Annotated in this window: 14 protein-coding genes; 2 read left to right on the forward strand and 12 right to left on the reverse strand. The window is 69.3% G+C overall.

Annotation, left to right across the window (positions count from 1 at the left end; genetic code table 11):
* Window positions 1-15: 15 nt before the first annotated feature.
* The 10 genes from ACWDZ6_RS24345 to ACWDZ6_RS24390 all read right to left on the reverse strand — a co-directional run bounded on the left by ACWDZ6_RS24345 (window position 16) and on the right by ACWDZ6_RS24390 (window position 15,524).
* Window positions 16-609 carry a sarcosine oxidase subunit gamma gene (locus ACWDZ6_RS24345; RefSeq protein ID WP_366732718.1) on the reverse strand — a complete coding sequence of 198 codons (594 nt, stop codon included), beginning with the start codon at window positions 607-609 and terminating at the stop codon, window positions 16-18.
* Window positions 602-3,847, reverse strand: coding sequence for a sarcosine oxidase subunit alpha family protein (locus ACWDZ6_RS24350; RefSeq protein ID WP_451504499.1), 3,246 nt, complete (start codon window positions 3,845-3,847; stop codon window positions 602-604). Before ACWDZ6_RS24350 ends, ACWDZ6_RS24345 begins: the two co-directional genes overlap by 8 nt.
* A gap of 12 nt (window positions 3,848-3,859) precedes the next feature.
* Window positions 3,860-5,092 (reverse strand): sarcosine oxidase subunit beta family protein, encoded by a 1,233-nt coding sequence (locus tag ACWDZ6_RS24355; RefSeq protein ID WP_389185311.1) that lies wholly within the window; start codon window positions 5,090-5,092, stop codon window positions 3,860-3,862.
* Window positions 5,089-6,366, reverse strand: a complete 1,278-nt coding sequence (glyA, locus tag ACWDZ6_RS24360; protein ID WP_451504500.1) for a serine hydroxymethyltransferase — start codon at window positions 6,364-6,366, stop codon at window positions 5,089-5,091. The genes ACWDZ6_RS24355 and glyA overlap by 4 nt, the downstream gene beginning before the upstream one ends.
* Complete coding sequence (locus ACWDZ6_RS24365) at window positions 6,363-7,214, reverse strand: bifunctional methylenetetrahydrofolate dehydrogenase/methenyltetrahydrofolate cyclohydrolase (RefSeq protein ID WP_451504501.1); 852 nt, start codon at window positions 7,212-7,214, stop codon at window positions 6,363-6,365. The genes glyA and ACWDZ6_RS24365 overlap by 4 nt, the downstream gene beginning before the upstream one ends.
* Window positions 7,215-7,241: 27 nt before the next feature.
* Entirely contained in the window at window positions 7,242-9,707 is a 2,466-nt protein-coding gene (locus tag ACWDZ6_RS24370; RefSeq protein WP_451504502.1) for a GcvT family protein, read from the reverse strand.
* A 198-nt stretch (window positions 9,708-9,905) separates the two neighbouring features.
* Window positions 9,906-10,907, reverse strand: coding sequence for an ABC transporter substrate-binding protein (locus tag ACWDZ6_RS24375; protein ID WP_351453650.1), 1,002 nt, complete (start codon window positions 10,905-10,907; stop codon window positions 9,906-9,908).
* Between the two features lie 47 nt (window positions 10,908-10,954).
* On the reverse strand, window positions 10,955-12,946 hold the full coding sequence (locus ACWDZ6_RS24380) for an ABC transporter permease (RefSeq protein WP_451504503.1): 1,992 nt from the start codon (window positions 12,944-12,946) through the stop codon (window positions 10,955-10,957).
* Window positions 12,946-14,034 carry a quaternary amine ABC transporter ATP-binding protein gene (locus tag ACWDZ6_RS24385; protein ID WP_389185293.1) on the reverse strand — a complete coding sequence of 363 codons (1,089 nt, stop codon included), beginning with the start codon at window positions 14,032-14,034 and terminating at the stop codon, window positions 12,946-12,948. Before ACWDZ6_RS24385 ends, ACWDZ6_RS24380 begins: the two co-directional genes overlap by 1 nt.
* A 20-nt stretch (window positions 14,035-14,054) precedes the next feature.
* The gene (locus ACWDZ6_RS24390; protein WP_451504504.1) at window positions 14,055-15,524 is read right to left on the reverse strand and encodes an aldehyde dehydrogenase family protein; all 1,470 of its coding nucleotides are present in this window, start codon (window positions 15,522-15,524) and stop codon (window positions 14,055-14,057) included.
* A 218-nt stretch (window positions 15,525-15,742) separates the two neighbouring features.
* Between ACWDZ6_RS24390 and purU the strand changes: the two genes are divergently transcribed.
* The gene (gene purU, locus ACWDZ6_RS24395; RefSeq protein ID WP_351453639.1) at window positions 15,743-16,615 is read left to right on the forward strand and encodes a formyltetrahydrofolate deformylase; all 873 of its coding nucleotides are present in this window, start codon (window positions 15,743-15,745) and stop codon (window positions 16,613-16,615) included.
* A 134-nt stretch (window positions 16,616-16,749) separates the two neighbouring features.
* Here purU and ACWDZ6_RS24400 read toward each other — a convergent pair whose 3' ends face one another.
* Together ACWDZ6_RS24400 and betA are read right to left on the reverse strand one after the other, a co-directional pair.
* Complete coding sequence (locus ACWDZ6_RS24400) at window positions 16,750-17,574, reverse strand: methylenetetrahydrofolate reductase (RefSeq protein ID WP_451504505.1); 825 nt, start codon at window positions 17,572-17,574, stop codon at window positions 16,750-16,752.
* The gene (gene betA, locus ACWDZ6_RS24405; protein WP_451504506.1) at window positions 17,571-19,229 is read right to left on the reverse strand and encodes a choline dehydrogenase; all 1,659 of its coding nucleotides are present in this window, start codon (window positions 19,227-19,229) and stop codon (window positions 17,571-17,573) included. The genes ACWDZ6_RS24400 and betA overlap by 4 nt, the downstream gene beginning before the upstream one ends.
* Window positions 19,230-19,373: 144 nt before the next feature.
* Between betA and ACWDZ6_RS24410 the strand changes: the two genes are divergently transcribed.
* On the forward strand, window positions 19,374-20,171 hold the full coding sequence (locus tag ACWDZ6_RS24410; protein ID WP_351453633.1) for an IclR family transcriptional regulator: 798 nt from the start codon (window positions 19,374-19,376) through the stop codon (window positions 20,169-20,171).
* Window positions 20,172-20,289: the final 118 nt, after the last annotated feature.

Consider the following 20,289-nt stretch of genomic DNA (forward strand, 5'->3'; position numbering starts at 1 on the left):
CGCCCGCCCGCTCCGTCAGACGTACTCCGACGCGGCGTCCAGCAGCCAGTCCGCCAGATACCCGGCGAAGGACGAACGGACCAGCAACCAGAAGCCGGCCCGGGACTCGTCCCGTGCGACCAGCACGACCTGTGCGCGGGCCAGCGTGGTCTGGGCGCAGCGTCCGGGGCCGAACGCACGTGGGTGCAGGTCGAGCGGGCAGCCGTGGGCCAGCAGGTCCCGGGCGCGGGGGCCGGTGACAAGCAGGGTGGTGCGCTGGGCGGAGACGTCGGTGACCGCTGCCGGTTCGTCTCCGGCAGCCGCCCTGATCCGGTTCTCCAGGCCCGACTGTCCGCCGGGCGGCCCGACGACGAGCCATTCGTCGGGGCCGAGCCAGAGTGCTGAGCGGTCACCGGCGTGTACGACGGTGTCCGGCTCGAGGGGAAGTTGGAGACCCAGAGCAAGCCCGACGGCGTCGGCAGCCGCCCCCTTGGGGTCGAGCCGGACATTGACCTGGGCGAGGAAGGGCAGTTCGGCCAGTCGCAGGGCGCCGCCCGAGGCGCGGGTGACGGCGGCGAAGCGGCCGGCGGCGTGCTCCAGCGGGCTGTGACGGGTTGCGGTGTCAGCCATCGCGGCGGGCTCCCTCGGGGTCGTAGAGAACGGGGCTCGCGACCGTCACCGGGACCAGACGGTCGCCCACGGGCGCGTACAGCCGCTCACCCATGCGGTCCCGGCCGCCCTTGATCAGGGCGAGCGCGAAGGTGCGGCCGAGCGCCGCGCTGTGGTAGCTGGATGTGACATGGCCGAGCATCGGCACCGGCGGCTCGGGGAGCACGCTGTCGGCGACCAGATGCGTTCCCTCGGGGAGGAAGGAGTCCGGGTCCTCGGGCAGCAGGCCGACGAGGTGCTTGCGGTCGCCGCGTGTGGTGTCGGCGCGCGCGTGGGACCGCTTGCCGATGAAATCGGGCTTCTTCTTGGACACCACCCAGCTCATTCCGAGGTCCTGCGGGGTGACGGTGCCGTCGGTGTCCTGGCCGATGATCGGATAGCCCTTCTCGGCGCGCAGGACGTGCATGGTCTCGGTGCCGTACGGGGTGATTCCGAACGGGCTCCCTGCCGCGTGCAGCGCCTCCCACAGTGCGCGGGCGTCCCACGGCGACACGTTGATCTCGTAGGCCAGTTCGCCGGAGAAGCTGATCCGGCAGATGCGCGCCCGGATTTCGGCGACGGCCGACTCGCGCCATGCCATGAACGGGAAGCTGTCGTTGTCCACGGCGAGTTCCGGTGCGAGGGCACCCAGTACGTCGCGGGAGCGGGGGCCGACGAGGGCGACGGTGGCCCACTGTTCGGTGACGGAGGTGCAGTGGACGCGTAGTTCGGGCCACTCGGTCTGCAGCCATTCCTCCATCCAGTCCAGGACGGCGGCGGCGTTTCCGGTCGTGGTGGTGACAAGGAAACGGTCCTCGGCGAGGCGGATGACGGTGCCGTCGTCGAAGATCATGCCGTCGAGGCGGCACATGACGCCGTAGCGGATCATGCCGACTTTGAGAGTGCTCATCATGTTGGTGTAGAGCCGGTCGAGAAGGACGGCGGCGTCCGGCCCCTGCACGTCGATCTTGCCGAGCGTGGAGGCGTCCATGAAGGCGACACCCTCGCGGGCGGCGCGGCACTCACGCAGCACGGCGGCCGACATGTCCTCACCCTCCTGGGGGTAGTACCAGGGCCGCTTCCACTGACCGACGTTCTCGAAGAGCGCGCCGTGGTCGACATGCCAGTCGTGCAGGGCGGTCACGCGCACAGGGTCATGCAGCGCGCCACGGTCGCGGCCCGCGAGGGTGGCGAAGGAGACGGGTGTGTACGGGGGGCGAAACGTCGTCGTGCCGAGGGCGGATATGTCCACGCCCAGGAGCTGGGCGACGGTGCCGCTCGCCAGGACGCCGGACGTCTTGCCCTGGTCATTGGCGGTGCCTGCGGTGGTGTAGCGCTTGGTGTGCTCGACCGAGCGCATACCGGCGCCGGTCGCGCGGGCGAGGTCGTCGACGGTGACATCGCGCTGAAGGTCGACGAAGCGGTGCGCGCCGGCGGCGCCGGGGACGACGAATACCTGCATGGGTGGGGACTGCGGTTCGCCGGTCACGACCGGGAGCTCGGGGGCTCGGGCCAGGTAGCCCTCGGCCTCGATCGCGCGGGCGCCCGCCGCGGAGCCTTGAGCCAGGACGCCGGGCAGATCGAAGACGCCGGCAACGGAGCCTGCGACCTCGACCGCCTGAGGGCACGAGCCGGGGACGAAGGTGCCGAGCGTGTCGTCGTAGCGCAGCTTTCCGCCCGCCTGGCTGAACAGATGCGCGACGGGGTTCCATCCGCCGGAGACCAGCAGCAGGTCGGCGGCGAACTCGCGGTGCCCCGCGGCCTCTCCGTACGGAGCGACGGTCACCGCCGACAGCCGCTGATCGCCCTCGGTGCCGACGACGGCATGCCCCGCCAGCACCTCGATCCCGGCGTCCTGGGCGCGGCGCGCCCACTCCCCCGGTTCGGGGCGGGTGTCGACGACGGCCGCGATGTCCACGCCCGCCGCCGCCAGGTCGAGCGCGGCCGCGTAGGCGCTGTCGTTGGTGGTGAAGACGACGGCGCGGCTGCCGGGCAGGACGCCGTAGCGGTTGGCGTACGTACGGGCCGAGGCCGCCAGCATGACGCCGGGGCGGTCGTTGTCGGCGAAGGCCAGCGAGCGCTCGTGGGCTCCGGTGGCCAGGACGACGCGGCGGGCGCGGATGCGCCAGACACGCTCGCGGGAGACATGCGCGGGGGCTTCGCCGCCGAGGTGGTTGGTGCGGCGCTCGACGGCGAGGACGTGATTGTCGTCGTAGTAGCCGAAGACGGTGGTACGGCGCAGGATGCGGGTTTCCGGTGCGGCTTCGAGCAGCGCCTCGATCCCGGCTGCCCAGTCCAGGAGTTGACCTGTTCCGAGGAGACTGCCGCCCGGCTCGGGCTGGTCGTCGGCGAGGATGACGCGCGCGCCGCTGCGGGCGGCGGCGGAGGCGGCCGCGAGTCCGGCCGGTCCCGCGCCGACGACGAGCAGGTCGCAGTGGGCATGGACGGCGTCGTACCGGGCGGGGTCGGGCTCGGTGGCGAGTCGTCCCTGACCGGGCAGGCTGGTCGCGACGAGCCCGTCGTACAACTCCACCACCGTCGCGGGCAGCATGGGCTCGGGGAACGGCTCCTCGATCTGGACGACCGCGTTGGGCTCCTCGACTCCGGCGGAGAAGATGCCGCGCGGGCGTCCGAGCTTGATGCTGGTCCCGGCCTGGATGATCCCGTTGGCGAGCAGCGCGGAGGCAAGGGTGTCACCGCGGAAGCCTTCGTACGTCGTGCCGTCGAAGGTGAACGTGAGCGGTTCGTCGCGGGCGACGCGACCGCCCGTGGTACGGCGGAAGTGCTGAGTGCCGGTGCCGGTGGTGGGGGCGGGTGTCGACTCCCCCACTCCGCCCTTTCCCGTAACCAGGGGCTCCGCCCCTGGACCCCGCTCCTCGAACGCCGGAGGGGCTGGATTGTGCGGGGCAGCCTGTCCGCCGACCCTGCCGGCTGAAGGGGAGGCCGCCGGTTCCGGACGCGGCGCGCCCGCTCGGTACACCGCCAGGATCTCGTTCGTCGCCGTATTGCGCACAGCGTTGAACCAGCGACGGCATCCGGCCGCATGGCTCCAGCGCTCCGCGAACGGACCTCTGGGGTTGTCGCGGAAGAAGACGTAGCGGGCCCACTCCTGGTCGGTCAGGTCGGCAGGAGCCTCGGGATAGGGCACGTGCGCCTGACCGCCGTAGTGGAATTCGGCCTCGTCACGGGGCCCGCACCATGGGCATGGGATGAGCAGCATCGATTCGGCTCCTCAGTGGGCCACCGCGGCCGCGCCGTGCTCGTCGACGAGCGCGCCGGTGGTGAATCGGTCGAGCGAGAAGGGGGCGTTGAGGTGGTGGGGGGTGTCGTGGGCAATGGTGTGGGCGTAGACCCAGCCGACGCCCGGGGTGGCTTTGAACCCGCCGGTCCCCCAGCCGCAGTTGAGGTAGAGGTTGTCGACCGGGCTCAGCCCGACGATCGGCGAGGCGTCCGGGCTGACATCGACGATGCCGCCCCAGGTACGCAGCACATGGGCTCGGGCGAAGACCGGGAAGAGTTCCAGTGCGGCGGACATCTGGTGTTCGATGATGTGGAAGGCACCGCGCTGGGTGTAGGCGTTGTACGCGTCGATGCCCGCGCCCATCACCAGTTCGCCCTTGTGGGCCTGGCTGACGTACACATGCACGGCGTTGGACATGACCACGGTGGGGTGCACCGGCTCGAGCAACTCGGACACCAGCGCCTGCAACGGGTGGCTCTGCAGTGGCAGTTCGAAGCCCGCCATGGCGGCCAGCACCGAGGTGTGCCCGGCGGAGCAGAGCGCCACCTTGCCGGCCGCGATGGGTCCGAGCGTGGTCTGCACACCGACGACCCGGCCACCCTCTATGTCCATGCCGGTGACTTCGCAGTTCTGGATGATGTCGATGCCGGCGGCGTCGGCGGAGCGCGCCAGCCCCCAGGCGACGTGATCGTGCTTGGCGATGCCGGCCCGCGGCTGGTAGGTGCCGCCCATCACCGGATACCGCACGTCGGGCGAGATGTTGACGATGGGGCAGACGTCCTTGACCTGCCGCGGGTCCAGCCATTCGGCGTCGACGCCGTTGAGCCGGTTGGCCTCGACACGGCGCACACTGTCGCGGACGTCCTGCAGGCTGTGGGCGAGGTTCAGCACACCGCGCTGGGAGAAGAGAATCGGGTAGTCGAGTTCGTCCGCCAGCCCCTCCCAGAGTTTGAGGGCGTGCTCGTAGATTCCGGCGCTCTCGTCCCACAGGTAGTTGGAACGGATGATGGTGGTGTTGCGGGCCATGTTGCCGCCCGCGAGCCAGCCCTTCTCCAGCACGGCCACATTGGTGATGCCGTGGTTCTTCGCCAGGTAGTGAGCGGTCGCGAGGCCGTGTCCGCCGCCGCCCACGATCACCACGTCGTACGACCGCTTCGGCTCGGGTGTGCGCCACAGCCAGTCGGGGTGCTCGGGGAGGTCGGCGCCCGGGGTGCGGGGGCTCATCGGGCGTCTCCTGAAAGGTGCGGGTACAGCGGGTGTTTGGCGGCCAGTGTCTGCGCACGGGCGCGGAGCGCGGCGGCGTCCGGCGTGGGCTGGAGAGCGAGCGCGATCACATCGGCGACCTCGGCGAAGTCCTCTTCGGTGAAGCCGCGGGTGGCCAGCGCGGGGGTGCCGATACGCAGCCCGGAAGTGACCATGGGAGGACGGGGATCGAAGGGAACGGCGTTGCGGTTGACCGTGATGCCGATGTCGTGGAGCAGGTCTTCCGCCTGCTTCCCGTCCAGTTCCGACTCCCTGAGGTCGACCAGGACCAGATGGACATCGGTGCCGCCGGTGAGGACGCTGACTCCGGCCGCGGCCGCGTCGGGCCGCGTGAGCCGCTCGGCGAGGATGCGGGCGCCGGCCAGCGTGCGGGCCTGCCGCTCGGCGAACTCCGGAGACGCGGCGAACTTGAACGACACCGCCTTCGCGGCGATGACATGCTCCAGCGGGCCTCCCTGCATACCGGGGAACACCGCCGAGTTGATCTTCTTGGCGAGGTCGGCCTCATTGGTGAGGATGACGCCCCCGCGCGGGCCGCCGAGTGTCTTGTGCGTGGTCGTGGTGGTGACATGGGCGTGCGGTACGGGAGTGGGGTGCAGCCCGGCGGCCACGAGCCCGGCGAAGTGGGCCATGTCGACCATCAGATACGCGCCCACTTCGTCGGCGATCCGCCGGAACGCCGCGAAGTCCAGCTGCCGGGGATACGCCGACCAGCCCGCGATGATCATCTTGGGGCTGTGCTCCTTGGCGAGCCGCTCCACCTCCTCCATGTCGACCAGGTTGTCTCTCTCGTCGACGTGGTACGGCACCACATTGAGCATCTTGCCGCTGTAGTTGATGCGCATACCGTGGGTCAGATGCCCGCCGTGCGCGAGGTCGAGGCCGAGGACGGTGTCGCCGGGCTTCAGCAGGGCGAAGAAGACTGCGGTGTTGGCCTGCGCGCCCGAGTGTGGCTGTACATTGGCGAATCCGGCGCCGAAGAGCGACTTGACGCGTTCGATGGCCAGCCGCTCGGTCACGTCGACGTGTTCACAGCCGCCGTAGTAGCGGCGGCCGGGGTAGCCCTCGGCGTACTTGTTCGTCATGACCGACCCCTGGGCCTCCATGACCGCCGAGGGGGCGAAGTTCTCCGACGCGATCATTTCCAGGGTCGACTGCTGGCGGTCCAGCTCCGCGGAGACTGCGGCATGGACCTCGGGGTCCACCTCGGCGAGCGGCGCGTTCAGCGGGTTCATGCGGCGTTCCTCTCGGCGGCCTCAACGACATTGGCGAGCAGCATGGCCCGCGTCATGGGTCCTACGCCGCCGGGCATGGGCGCGACCCATCCGGCGACTCGGGCGGCATCCGGGTGCACATCGCCGATCAGCCCCTCGTCGGTGCGGGTGATGCCGACGTCGAGCACGACGGCGCCGGGCCGGAGCATCTTGGCGGTGATGAGTCCGGGCGATCCGGCGGCCGCGATGACGATGTCCGCCTCGCGTACGTGCCAGGCGAGACCCTTGGTCCCGGTGTGGCACAGGGTCACGGTGGCGTTCTCGGACTTACGGGTGAGCAGCAGCCCGATCGGCCGCCCGACGGTGATGCCCCGCCCGATGACGCAGACCCGCGCTCCGGCGAGGGGGACGTCGTGGCGTCGGAGCAGTTCCACGATGCCGCGCGGGGTGCAGGGCAGCGGGGCCCGGACGCCGAGGGCAAGGCGGCCGAGGCTGACGGGGTGCAGACCGTCGGCGTCCTTGGCCGGGTCCATGCGTTCCAGGACCGCGTTGGCGTCCAGGCCCCGGGGCAGCGGCAGCTGGACGATGTAGCCGGTGCAGGCGGGGTCGGCGTTGAGGTCGTCGATGACGGCCTCCACCTGCTCCTGCGTCGCGTCGGCGGGCAGTTCGCGCCGGATGGAGCCGATGCCTGCCTGTTCGCAGTCGCGGTGCTTACCGGCGACGTAGGCGTGGCTGCCGGGGTCGTCGCCGACCAGTACGGTGCCGAGGCCCGGTGTGATGCCCCGCGCGGCCAGCTTGGCGACGCGCTCGGCGAGTTCGGTGCGGATCGCCGCCGCGGTCCGCTTGCCGTCCAGGATCCGTGCGTTCACATCGCTCCTCTTCTTACGGGTGGGGGCTCAGCCGCGCAGGCGGGACATGGAGGGGTCGAACAGCGGCTCGTCGGCGACGACCGCTTCCACGCGCCGGTCGAAGGAGCCGATGTGCAGGGCGGTGCCGGCCGTGGCGAGCTCGGCGGGCAGCCAGGCATAGGCGATGCCCTTGCCGATCGTGTAGCCGTACGCGGCACTGGTGACGTAGCCGACGGGGCGGTCGCCGTCGTACACCGGCTCCTTGCCCATGACCACGGCCTGCGGATCGTCGATGGTCAGACAGGTCAGGCGGCGGCGCACATCGGCCTTGCGCCGTTCCAGCGCGGCCTTTCCGATGAAGTCGTCCTTGTCGAGCTTGACGGCGAAGCCGACGCCCGCCTCGTAGGGGTCGTGCTCATAGGTCATGTCGGTGCCGAAGGAGCGGTAACCCTTCTCCAGACGGAGGCTGTTGAAGGCGCCGCGACCGGCGGCGATGCCACCGAGGGGCTGGGCGGCCCGCCACAGGGTGTCCCACAGTTTCAGGCCCATGTCGGCGGTGGTGTACAGCTCCCAGCCGCGTTCGCCGACGTACGACAGGCGCATCGCGGTGACGGGGACGGAGCCGATGTGGGCGCGCTTGGCGCGGAAGTACTTCAGACCGTCGCCCGAGAAGTCCGCGTCGGCGAGCGGCTGGAGGACCTCGCGGGCCAGTGGGCCCCACAGACCGATGCAGCAGGTGCCGGCGGTGATGTCGCGCACCTGGACCGACCCGTCCGCCGGCAGGTGCCGGCCGAACCAGTCGAGGTCCAGGTTGCCGTTGGCGCCGACCTGGAAGTGGTCGCGGCCGAGGCGGGCGACGGTGATGTCGCTGCGGATGCGTCCGCCTTCGTCGAGGAGCAGGGTGTACGTCACCGAGCCGACCGACTTGTCGACATTGCCGGTGCACAGTCGCTGAAGGAAGGCGGCGGCGCCGCGACCGGTGACTTCCAGGCGCTTGAGTGCCGTCATGTCGTACATCGCGACCGTCTCGCGCGTGGTCTGGGCCTCCGCGCCGACGATGGGCGACCAGTAGCGGGCTGCCCAGTCGCCCGGCGTGGGAATGGCACGCCCGGCTGCCAGGTGCTCGTTGGCTCCGTACCACTGGGGCCGCTCCCAGCCCGTGGCCTCCAGGAAGACCGCGCCGAGTTCCTGCTGGCGGCCGTAGAAGGGGCTGGTGCGCAGGGGGCGTGGCGCGCCGGCCGGCTGGAGGGGGTGGAGGATGTCGTAGACCTCGACGAAGTTCTGGCAGTCGCGGGCCAGGACGTACTCCGGGGAGAGCTGGTGCGGCTCGAAGCGGTTGACGTCGCACTCGTGCAGATCGAAGGACGAGCAGTGACCGTCCACGAGCCATTCGGCCACCGCGCGGGCCACGCCGGCCGAGTGGGTGACCCACACGGCCTCGGCGACCCAGAAGCCCTTGACGTCCGGTGATTCACCCAGCAGCGGCAGTCCGTCGGTGGTGAAGGAGAAGAGGCCGTTGATGCCCTCTTCGATCTTGGTTTCGCGGGTGGCGGGCAGCAGTGCCTGCGTCTCGGCCCAGGCTTCGGCGAAGTCGTCCTCGGTGAACTTCAGGACGGAGGGCATCTGCTCGGCCTCGTCCACCGAGGCGATGTCCTCCGGGTCGACGGGCATGGGCCGGTGGCCGTAGTAGCCGATACCGATGCGGTCGAAGCGGTCGCGGTAGTACAGGTCCGCGTCCTGGTGGCGCAGGATCGGCCGGACGGCCTCCTCGGCCTGGCCCTCAAGCGCGGGGACGGGGCCGGTCCAGGCGAGCTGGTGTGCGAGCGGGGTCAGCGGCAGGTTCATGCCGACCATGCGGGCGATCTTCGGGCCCCAGATGCCGGCGCAGCACACGACGATGTCGGCGGGGATCTCTCCCGTGGCCCGCGGCGTGGGGGATCCCAGGTCGGTGACGACGACGGCGCTGACCTCGCCCTCGCTGTGTACGACGTCGAGGACTTCGTGGCGGGCGAGGAAGCGTACGCCGCGCTCGGTGGCCCGCCGGATCTGGGCCTCGACGGCGAGTACCGCCTTGGCCAGGCCGTCGGTGGGGACCAGGAGGCCGCCGAGGACGCGGCCGCGGTCCACCAGCGGGTGCAGTTCGATGCACTCCTCCGGGCTCAGCAGCCGGGACTCGACACCCCAGGCGGTGACCCAGCCGTGGCGGCGGTGCAGCTCGGTGAGGCGCTCGGGGGTGGTGGCCACCTCGAGTCCGCCGACCTGCAGGAAGCAGGGCTGTCCGTCGACGTCGAGGCTGCAGAACTTCTCGACGGTGTAGCGGGCGAGCTCGGTCATGGTCTTCGAGGAGTTCGTCTGGAAGACCAGCCCCGGCGCGTGGGACGACGAGCCGCCGGTGGCGGGGAGGGGCCCTTGGTCGACGACCGTGATGTCGGTCCAGCCCGCGAAGGACAGTTCGTCCGCGAGCGCCGCTCCCACGACGCCCGCTCCGATGATGACCACTCGGGGTCCCGCCATCGCCGCACCTCCGCCTTTAAGCAGTCCAGTTGCTGTGAGCGCAACATGCTTCAGGTTGCGCAACTCACGATGCCGGTCGCCGAGGAGGGTGTCAAGGGGCCTTCACGGCCGTGCCCGGGGCAAAAAAAGAGCCGTGCCCGGCGGGCTGTCACGGCAGCCCGCCGGGCACGGTTGACGCTTCCCGGCCCCTCTGGTGGATCAGCTCTTCTTCAGCCAGAAATCGACCTTGTCGCGGTTGGCGTCCACCCACTTCTTGGCCGCCGCCTCCGGTGTCATCTTGTCCTCGGCGATGTACTTGGCCACGAGGTTCTGGTCCGAGTTGGTCCAGGTGAAGTTCTTGACGAGGTCATAGGCGGGGCTGCCCGAGTCGGCGAACTTCTTGCTGACGATCTTGTCCAGCTCGTACTGGGGGTAGTCGCAGGCAACCTTCGCCGCGTCCGCGTCACAGCCCTCCGCGTACGGTGGCAGCTTCACCTTCACCAGCTCTATCTCCGACAGGAACCACTGCGGAGCGTAGAAGTACCCGATCACCCAGGACTTCTTGGCCTCGGCCTGTCTGAACGCCTGGATGAGCGCGGCCTCGCTGCCGCCATAGACAACCTTGTAGTCCAACTTGAGATTCTTCACCAGTGCGGCGTCGTTCGTGACGAACGACGGATCTCCGTCGAGGAACTGGCCCTTGGCACCCGACTCGGAGGTCTTGAAATTGGTGGCGTACTTGTTGAGGTTCTTCCAGTCGGTGATGTCCGGGTGTTCCTTGGCCAGCCACGGCGGCACGAACCAGCCGATGACACCCGTGTTGCCGGTCGCCCCGGCCGACACGGCGGTCTTCTGGTCGGTGATGTACTTCTTCTTCAGGTCGTCATGGCCCCAGTTCTCGACGACCGCGTCCACCTCGCCGGTGCCGAAGCCCTGCCAGGCGACCTCTTCCTTGAGGTCCTTCTTGGTCACCTGACACTTGAGGTCCTTCTCGGCGACATAGGCGATGACCGCCGCGTTGGCCTCGTAACCGACCCAGGGGTTGACCGCGAGGTTGAACGTGCCGCACTTGCCGGAGGCACCCCCCGCCTTGTCCGAACCCGACTCGCCGACCTTGGCTCCGCCGCAGGCGGTGAGCGCGGCCAGACTCAGCGCCGCCAGCCCGGCCACCGCGGCCCGCTGTCTCGCGGGCCGCGACTGCGTAATGAAGTTCCCGATCATGTACTGCCTCCTGTGCTGCATCCTGTGGCCGCTGAGTGGTGTCCGGCCTAGCGGGCGCCGGGCGCTCTCGTTGTGCGCCGTGCCGCTGCCTGGGTTATCCGGTCGAACATGACCCCGAGCAGAACGATGGCAAGACCCGCCGCGAGGCCCTTGCCGTACAACTCGCCCTGGGAGAAACCGGCTACGACGTCGTAGCCCAGGGCGCCCGCACCGACCAGACCTCCCACGACCACCATGGACAGGACGTAGATCAAGCCCTGGTTGGTCGCGAGGGTGAGGGCGCTGCGTGACATGGGGAGCTGGACCTTGGTGATGATCTGCCAGGTGCTGGAGCCGGCAGCCGTGGCGGCCTCCACCGTGGTCTGGGGCACCGCTCGCACACCATCCGCGATGATCTTGATCGTCACGGGGGCCGCGAAGACGACCGCGGCGATGATCGCGGTGAAACGAGTGGCCCCGAACAGCGCCAGGAACGGCACCAGGTACACGAACGACGGCATGGTCTGCCCCGCGTCGAGACTGGGTCTGATCAGCCGGTCGACCAGCGGACTGCGGCCCATCCAGACGCCGGCCACGACGCCGAACAGCATCACGATCAGAGTCGCCACCGCCGTGGAGGCCAGCGTCGTCATACTGTCCGACCACACTCCGGTTCCGACGAGCAGGGCCACACAGAGCGCCGCCGTGACACCCGCGCGCCACCCGCCGAGCACCGCGCCGATGGCGACGAGGACCACGCCGACCAGCCACCAGGGGGACTCGGTGAGGAGCGTCTCGAAGGGATTGAGCAGGGCACTGGTGACCAGGTCCCTGGTTCCGTTGGTCAGTGGGCCGAAGGTGTCCTGCGTCCACAGGGTGACCGAGTCCGTCGTGCGCGCGATCGCGCCGCCGACTCCGGAGTCCCCGGGGAACTGGGCTGCCCACACATAGGTGTGGGACAGCCACACGCATACCGCGGCCACCGCGCCGCCGGCCAACAGCAGCGGCCGACGCCACTTCGTGAAGCGGCCGGGGCCGCGCTTCCTCGCGGCCTCCACGCGTTCACCCGCCGCGGTCGTCACCCGGTCCAGCACGATGGCCATGACGACGATGGCCAGGCCGGCGTTGAAGGCGACACCGACGTCCAGGGTCTGCAGCGCCTTGACGACCGTCTTGCCCAGACCGGGCGCGTCGATCAGGGCGGCGATGGTGACCATGGACAGCGCGGCCATGATGGTCTGGTTCACGCCCATCACCACGGTCTGCTTGGACATGGGCAGCAGCACCTTGGTGAGCGTCTGCTGCCGGGTGGAGCCCAGCGACTCGGCGGCCTCGACCGTGGTGGCGGGCACCGAGCGGATGGCGTGCGCGGTGATGCGGATGGCGGGCGGCGCCGCGTAGATGAGTGTGGCGATCGTCGCGGACGCCGGGCCGATGAGGAAGATCAGGGTGAGCGGAGCCAGGTAGACGAAAGTCGGCATCGTCTGCATGAAGTCCAGGAACGGCGTGATGGCACGGTTCACCCGGTCGGAGAGCCCCGCCCAGATGCCGAGCGGAATGCCGATGAGCAGGGAGACAAAGACCGCAGAGAGGGTCAGGGCCAGCGTGTCCATGCTCTCCTGCCACAGTCCCTGCAGGCCGAGGAAGACGAACCCGGCCACGGCCAGGGCCGCGACGCGTATGTTCCCGAACGCCCAGGAGATGTAGCCGGCGAGGCCGACGACGCCCAGCCAGCCGATGGCGGGGACCGGACGCCCGCCCTGCGGCTGGGAGATCAGCGACTGGATGAAGGTGACGAGATTGTCGATGACCAGACGGATCTCGTTGAAGAAGTAGAGGAAGAGCGGGTTGCTGTTCCGGTTCGCCCCGATGCTGTCGTTGACCGAGTTGAACCAGCGGTGCAGGTCCGTCAGGTCGGCCGCCGCCAGCGCCAGGGTCTGCCGCCCACGCAGGGCGGCGAACAGCACCAGCCAAGCGATCACGATCGCGGCCACCACGACGCGGCGGCCGACTCGGCGCGCGGCCTGGACCGGGGCGGCCACGTCGGCCGCGACAGCCATCACCTGCCGCCTTCCTGTCCGGCGACGACCGCGAGGATCTCCTCGTCGCCGACGATGCCCAGCAGCCGCCCGCCCTCGACGACCTTGACCGGCCTGTCGGCGGCCAGCACCGCCCGCGTCGCCTCGCGCACCACGACGTCCGGGCCCAGCTCCGGGCCGTCGAGGGCGTCGCCGGGCTCGGGCTCGCGCATGATCCAGCGCAGGGTCAGGACTTCGGCGCGGGACACGTCCTTGACGAACTCGCGGACATAGTCGTCGGCGGGCGCGCCGACCAGCTCGTCACCCGTGCCGCACTGGACCATCTTGCCGTCGCGCATGATGAGGATGCGATCGCCGAGCTTGAGCGCCTCGGACAGGTCATGGGTGATGAACACCATGGTCTTGCCGACCTCGTGGTGCAGGCGGATGACCTCGTTCTGCATATCGCGGCGGATCAGCGGGTCGAGCGCGGAGAACGGCTCGTCGAAGAAGAGCACGTCCGGATCGCCGGCAAGCGCGCGGGCCAGGCCGACGCGCTGCTGCATGCCGCCGGAGAGCTGGTCGGGGTAGGAGTTCTCGTATCCGGCCAGGCCGACCAGTTCGACGACCTCCATGGCCCGCTTGGCGCGCTCGGCCCTGCCCATGCCGCGTATCTCCAGGCCGTACGAGACATTGTCGACGACCCGGCGGTGCGGCAGCAGTCCGAAGTGCTGGAAGACCATGGAGAACTTGTGGCGCCGCAGCTCCCGCAGCCGTTTGGCGTCAGCGCCGCGGATGTCCTCACCCTCGAAGTTGACTTCGCCCGCGGTGGGTTCGATCAGCCGGGTGAGACATCGCACCAATGTGGACTTGCCCGAGCCGGACAGACCCATCACGACGAAGACCTCGCCGGGCGACACGTCGAAGCTCACATCCCGTACGGCGGCGGTGCATCCCGTGCGGTCCATGAGCTCGCGACGCGTGAGCCCGCACAGCTCCTCGGAATCCGGCACCTGGTCGGCCTTGGGCCCGAACACCTTCCACAGCCCGCGCACGGAGACGACCGGCGGTCCGTCCTGGTTCTGGGATGTGCCGCGCCGCTGCGGCAGTTCAGTCTGCGTTGGGGTCACGGTCGACCTCTCTTCGGCGTTCAGCCGCGGAACCAGTGCTGCGGCCGGGGTTGGATGTTCTGCCAGATGTGCTTCGGCTCGCGGTATTCGTCCAGGCCCGTCGGCCCCAGTTCCCGGCCCACGCCGGAGTGCCCGAAGCCACCCCATTCCGCCTGCGGCACATAGGGGTGGTAGTCGTTGATCCACACGGTGCCGTGGCGCAGCCGTCGCGCGACCCGCTGGGCCTTGCCGGCGTCCTGCGTCCATACGGCTCCGGCGAGTCCGAACTCGGTGTCATTGGCGATGCGTACGGCGTCGTCCTCGCCCCTGAAGCGCTCCACGGTCAGCACGGGGCCGAAGGACTCCTCATGCACCACGCGCATGTCCTGGCGGCACTCGTCGAGCACGGTCGGCGGGTAGTAGTAGCCGTCCTTGAGTGCCGGGTCCTCGGGGCGACTGCCGCCGCAGCGCAGTACGGCGCCCTCGGCGAGGCCCGCCGCGACATAGGCCTCGACCTTGTCCCGGTGCTGTGCGGAGACCAGTGGGCCGGTGTCGGCCTCGGCATCGAAGGGGCCGCCCAGACGGATTCGCCCCGCGCGGCGCACGACCTCGTCGACGAAGGCGTCATGGAGGGAGTCTTCGACGATCAGGCGGGCGCCGGCCGAGCAGACCTGTCCGGAATGCAGGAAGACGGCCGTGAGAGCGAAGTCCACCGCGGTCTCGAAATCGGCGTCGGCGAAGACGACGTTGGGGTTCTTGCCGCCCAGTTCGAGAGCGACCTTCTTGACGGTCGCGGCGGCTGTGGCCATGATCCTTCGACCGGTGTCCAGGCCCCCGGTGAAGGAGATCATGTCGACGGCGGGATCTTCCGACAGTGGCGCGCCCACCTCGGGACCGGTGCCGAGCACGAGGTTGGCGGCACCGGCCGGCAGACCGGCCTCCTCAAGTGCCCGCATCAGCATGATCGTTGTGGACGGGGTGAGCTCGCTCGGCTTCACGACGATCGTGTTTCCGGCCAGCAGAGCGGGGGCGACCTTCCACGAAGCCTGGAGCAGCGGGTAGTTCCACGGGGTGATCAATCCGCAGACTCCGACCGGCTCGTACGTGACGCGGCTGACGGCGTCGTCGCGTCCGGTGTCGACCACCCGGCCGGTGCTGGTGCCCGCGATCCCGCCGTAGTAGCGGAAGCAGGAGACCACATCGGCGATGTCGTACTCGCTCTCCACCAACCGCTTGCCGGTGTCCAGCGACTCGGCGCGGGCGAACTCCTTGGCGTCGCGCTCGATCAGATCGGCGGTACGCAGCAGCAGCGCGCCGCGCTCCCGCTCGGGGGTTCTCGGCCAGGGGCCTTCGTCGAACGCCCGGCGGGCCGCCGCGATCGCGGCCTCACTGTCGGCCCGCGTCCCTTCGGACACGACCGCCGCAAGCGTGCCATCTGCGGGGCAGAGGATCTCCCGGTGGTTTCCGGCCACCGGATCGCACCATTCTCCGTCCACATACAGGTCTGCCACGAGCGGAACCCTTCGACCGAAGTTCGTTGCGCATCATGCACCGCATTGCTTGTGGTGGAACCCTGGCCGAACGTGTGACCCACGTCAAGAGGGCGAGACGGGCGGATTTCACCCCGAGGTCCAGTTGTCCCTCTTCTCTTGACCACGGACCCGCGAGGGACGGACCATGTTGCGTATCACTCACCGCGTTGTGCAATACGCACCAACGGAGGCCGCGTATGTCCCCTCGACCGCAACCTGGCCGCGAATACGTCCTCACCCTCTCGTGCCCGGACCAGGCCGGACTGGTACACGCCGTGAGCGGCTACCTGGTCAGGAACTCCGGCAACATCCTGGAGAGCCAGCAGTTCGACGACCGGCTCCAGGACCGCTTCTTCATGAGGGTCCACTTCGCCGTGTCCGATCCCGACACCGATGTGAAACATCTGCGTGACCGATTCGGCCCCGTTGCCGAGGCCTACCGGATCTCGTGGACCCTGCGGGACGCCTCGACCCCGACCCGCACGCTCATCATGGTGTCGAAATTCGGCCACTGCCTGAACGACCTGCTCTTCCGCCGGCGCACCGGCGCGCTCAACATCGAAATCCCGGCCATCGTCTCCAACCACGACGAGTTCGAGGAGCTGGCCGGGACGTACGGCATCCCCTTCCACCACATCCCGGTGACCAGGGACACCAAGGCCGACGCCGAGGCACGTCTTCTGGAGCTGGTGCGTGAGCTGGACGTCGACCTGGTGGTGCTCGCCCGCTACATGCAGATCCTCTCCGACGACCTGTGCAAGCAGCTCGAGGGCCGGGCTATCAACATCCACCACTCCTTCCTGCCCAGTTTCAAGGGCGCACGCCCGTACGGGCAGGCGTACGACCGCGGTGTGAAGCTCGTCGGCGCGACGGCGCACTATGTGACACCGGACCTGGACGAGGGACAGATCATCGAGCAGGACGTGGTTCGCGTGGATCACTCGCTCGACCCGGACGAACTGGTCACGGTGGGGCGGGACGTGGAGGCGCAGGTGCTGGCGCACGCGGTGAAGTGGCACAGCGAGAGCCGCGTCATGGTCGACGGGAGCCGGACGGTTGTCTTCCGCTGAACCGGGGCTCCGCCCCGGACCCCGCGCCTCAATCGCCGGCGAGGCTTGATCAGCCCGTCCGGCGATTGAGGACACGCCCGAAGGGCGTACGGGGTCCGGGGCTTGCCCCGGTTTCGGGAAAGCGCGGGTGGGCGCTAACACCCGTCGAGGCGGTCCAGCATGGCCTGTCGCCAGCGCTCCGTCTCGGCGATCTGGTTGAACGTGAAAAGGTGCAGCCCCGCCACCGCCGCCGAGGGCGCGGTCAGCGCGGGCGCGCTGCGCCGCAGCAGCCGCTCCGGCGCGTAGCCGCCCGGCGCCGCGAAGCGCACGAACCAGGAGGCGTGCCGGGCCAGGAAGCGCGTCGACTCCCCCACACCGATCTTCGCCGCCATCGCAAGCAGCTTCGTACGCTCGACGGGCCCGGCCACGCCCACATACACCGGGAGCGTGACATCGCGCCGCCGCACCCGTGTCACCCACTCCCCCAGTACGCGCGGGTCGAAGCACAAGTTGCTGACTATGTACGTCGCGTGGGCATGCTTGTCCCACATCGCCTGGATGGTGATGTCGTCGTCGATGAGCGGGTGTCTCTCCGGGTAGCCGGTGATGCCGACCCGGGCGAAGGGGCTTCCCAGCTCCGCGAGGTGCCGTAGCAGGGGCAGCGCGCCCTCGTACGGGCCGACGGGCGGATCGGCGTCCCCGGCAGGTACGAAGACGTCATCCACGCCCGCCTCACGCAGCCGGTGGACGACCTCCGCCACATGGGCACCGTCGCGCAGCAGCCGGGCGGGAACGTGCGGCACGACGCGGTAGTCGTGCGCGGCCAGCCGGGTCGCCAGGTCCAGGGTCGGCTCCAGGCCCTTGACCGGCGACGCGGTGACCGTGACCACCACGTCGTGCGGCACATCGGCGAGGACCTTGTCCTCGGTGGACTTCGCCGGCAGGACTTCGTACCGGACGCTCTTCAGCAGCGTTCTCACCGCGGATCGCGGTGCCTGTAGTACACGGCCTTGGAGGACGGCAGGGGGTCCTTGCCGAGAATGAGGTCGGCGGCCTTCTCGGCGATCATCATCACCGGCGCGTAGATATTGCCGTTGGTGACATAGGGCATCACCGAGGCGTCCACCACGCGCAGTCCCTCCAGACCGTGCACGCGCATGCTGGCGGGGTCGACGACGGCCATCTCGTCGGTGCCCATCTTGCAGGTGCAGGAAGGGTGCAGGGCGGTTTCGCCCTCCTTCGCGACCCAGGCGAGGATCTCCTCGTCGCTCTCCACGGACCGTCCGGGCGAGACCTCTCCGCCGTTGTACGGGGCGAGCGCGGGCTGGTTGAGGAGCTTGCGGGTCACCCGGACCGCCTCGACCCACTCGCGGCGGTCCTGTTCGGTGGACAGGTAGTTGAACCGCAGGGCCGGGTGCTCGCGCGGGTCCTTGCTCCTGACCTTCACGGAGCCGATGGCGTCGGAGTACATGGGTCCGACATGCACTTGGTAGCCGTGCCCGCCGGAGGGCGAGGAGCCGTCGTAACGGACCGCGACGGGCAGGAAGTGGAACATCAGGTTGGGGTAGTCCACGTCCTCGTTGCTGCGGGCGAAGCCGCCGGCCTCGAAGTGATTGGTGGCGGCCGGGCCCTTGCGGAAGAGCCACTGGAGGCCGATGAACGGGGCACGCCACTTCGCCATGTACGGCTGCATGGAGACCGGCTGCTTGCAGGCGTACTGGACGTACACCTCCAGGTGATCCTGGAGGTTCTCGCCGACGCCGGGGAGGTCGTGGACGACGTCGATGCCGAGCGCGCTCAGCTCCTCCGCGTTGCCCACGCCGGAGAGCTGCAGCAGTTGCGGGGAGTTGATGGCACCGCCGCAGAGGATCACCTCGCGGGCACGGACCTGCTGGGGCTTGCCACGGCCGCGCCGGTACTCGACACCGACGGCGCGCTTGCCCTCGAAGATCACGCGAGTGACCAGGGCACGGGTCTTCACCGTGAGGTTCGGCCGCCTCTTCACGGGCTTGAGGTACGCCTTGGCGGCCGACAGACGGCGGCCTCGGTGGACGTTGCGGTCGAACGGGGCGAAGCCTTCCTGCCGATAGCCGTTGACGTCGTCGGTGCGGGGGTAGCCGGCCTCCTGGACGGCCTCGAGGAAGGCGGGGAAGAGGGGGCTGGAGGCTGGGCCGCGTTCGAGGACGAGGGGGCCGTCGTGGCCGCGGAACTCATCGTCCGGGTCGGCCGCCAGGCAGTTCTCCATCCGCTGGAAGTACGGCAGGCAGTGCGCGTAGTCCCAGGTCTCCATGCCCGGGTCGGCCGCCCACCGCTCATAGTCCATGGGGTTGCCGCGCTGGAAGATCATGCCGTTGATGCTGCTGGAACCGCCGAGCACCTTGCCGCGGGCGTGGTAGACGCGGCGGCCGCCCATGTGGGGCTCGGGCTCGGATTCGTACTTCCAGTCGTAGAAGCGGCTGCCGATGGGATAGGTCAGCGCCGCCGGCATGTGGATGAACACGTCCCACGGATAGTCGGACCGGCCGGCCTCCAGCACCAGAACGCTGTTGTCCGGATCGGCGGAAAGCCGGTTCGCCAGTGCGCTGCCGGCCGATCCGCCGCCGACGATGACGAAGTCGTACTGCTGGGGAGCCATGGCTGCCTCGTCTCGATCGCGCCGTTCGATACGCCCGGCATGGTAGTACGAGTAGCGTTATACGCACCAGGTTGCGAGCCACGCAACTTACGGGGAGGTGCGTTCCTCTACGCGGCTGTTGTTTACTGCGCGTATAGTTTCGTTGTGAGCAACTACAGTCCAGATACCGAAACGACCGGTTCGCAGCCCGGCGGGGTCCAGTCCGTCGACCGCGCCATCAGCGTGCTGGAAATCCTTGCCCAACAGGGCGAAGCAGGCGTCAGTGACGTGGCAGCCGAGATCGATGTCCACAAATCCACGGCGTTCCGCCTGCTCGGCGCACTGGAATCGCGCGGTCTGGTGGAGCAGGCGGGCGAGCGCGGCAAGTACCGTCTCGGCTTCGGCATCGTGCGCCTGGCCGGCGCGGTCACGGGCCGCATCGACATCACGCAGCAGGGCCGCCCGGTCTGCGAGCGCCTCGCCGAGGAGATGGGCGAGACCGTCAACATCGCGGTCATGCAGGAACACTTCGCGATCAACCTCTTCCAGGTGCGCGGGCCCGCGGCGGTCGCGGCGCACAACTGGGTCGGCCAGCTGACCCCGCTGCACGCCACCTCCAGCGGCAAGATCCTGCTGGCCCACCTGCCCGCCAAGGAGCGCGCCGAACTGCTGGCGCAGACGGGCCTGAAGAAGATGACCCCGCGCACCCTGACGGGGAAGACGAAGCTCGAGAAGAACCTCGCCGACGCCAGAGAGCACGGCTACTCCTGGACCCTGGAGGAGCTGGAGCTCGGGCTGCACGCCATGGCCGCGCCGGTCCGCAACAGGGACGGAGAGGTCATCGCGGCACTCAGCGCCTCGGGCCCTTCGTACCGGTTCACCGAGGAGCGCATGCGCGAGCTCGCCCCGTTGCTGATCGAGGGCGCGGACGAGATCAGTCACCGGATGGGCTACCTGGGCTGACCCGGGCGCGCTGCAGCCGGATCCGCAGGCAGGGCGTGCGGCGTCGTCGGGGACTCCCTTCGGCCCAGGTCTTGCTCCCGCTGTTCTCCAGGTCGTCGTCGCCGGGTTTTCGGGCGGC

It is taken from the genome of Streptomyces sp. NPDC002926 (genome assembly GCF_053591755.1).

Coding starts and splice junctions, on each gene's coding strand:
- ACWDZ6_RS24345 (WP_366732718.1), bottom strand. CDS start 609: ATGGCTGACACCGCAACCCGTCACAGCCCGCTGGAGCACGCCGCCGGC.
- ACWDZ6_RS24375 (WP_351453650.1), bottom strand. CDS start 10,907: ATGATCGGGAACTTCATTACGCAGTCGCGGCCCGCGAGACAGCGGGCC.
- glyA (WP_451504500.1), bottom strand. CDS start 6,366: ATGAACCCGCTGAACGCGCCGCTCGCCGAGGTGGACCCCGAGGTCCAT.
- purU (WP_351453639.1), top strand. CDS start 15,743: ATGTCCCCTCGACCGCAACCTGGCCGCGAATACGTCCTCACCCTCTCG.
- ACWDZ6_RS24380 (WP_451504503.1), bottom strand. CDS start 12,946: ATGGCTGTCGCGGCCGACGTGGCCGCCCCGGTCCAGGCCGCGCGCCGA.
- ACWDZ6_RS24370 (WP_451504502.1), bottom strand. CDS start 9,707: ATGGCGGGACCCCGAGTGGTCATCATCGGAGCGGGCGTCGTGGGAGCG.
- ACWDZ6_RS24355 (WP_389185311.1), bottom strand. CDS start 5,092: ATGAGCCCCCGCACCCCGGGCGCCGACCTCCCCGAGCACCCCGACTGG.
- betA (WP_451504506.1), bottom strand. CDS start 19,229: ATGGCTCCCCAGCAGTACGACTTCGTCATCGTCGGCGGCGGATCGGCC.
- ACWDZ6_RS24350 (WP_451504499.1), bottom strand. CDS start 3,847: ATGCTGCTCATCCCATGCCCATGGTGCGGGCCCCGTGACGAGGCCGAA.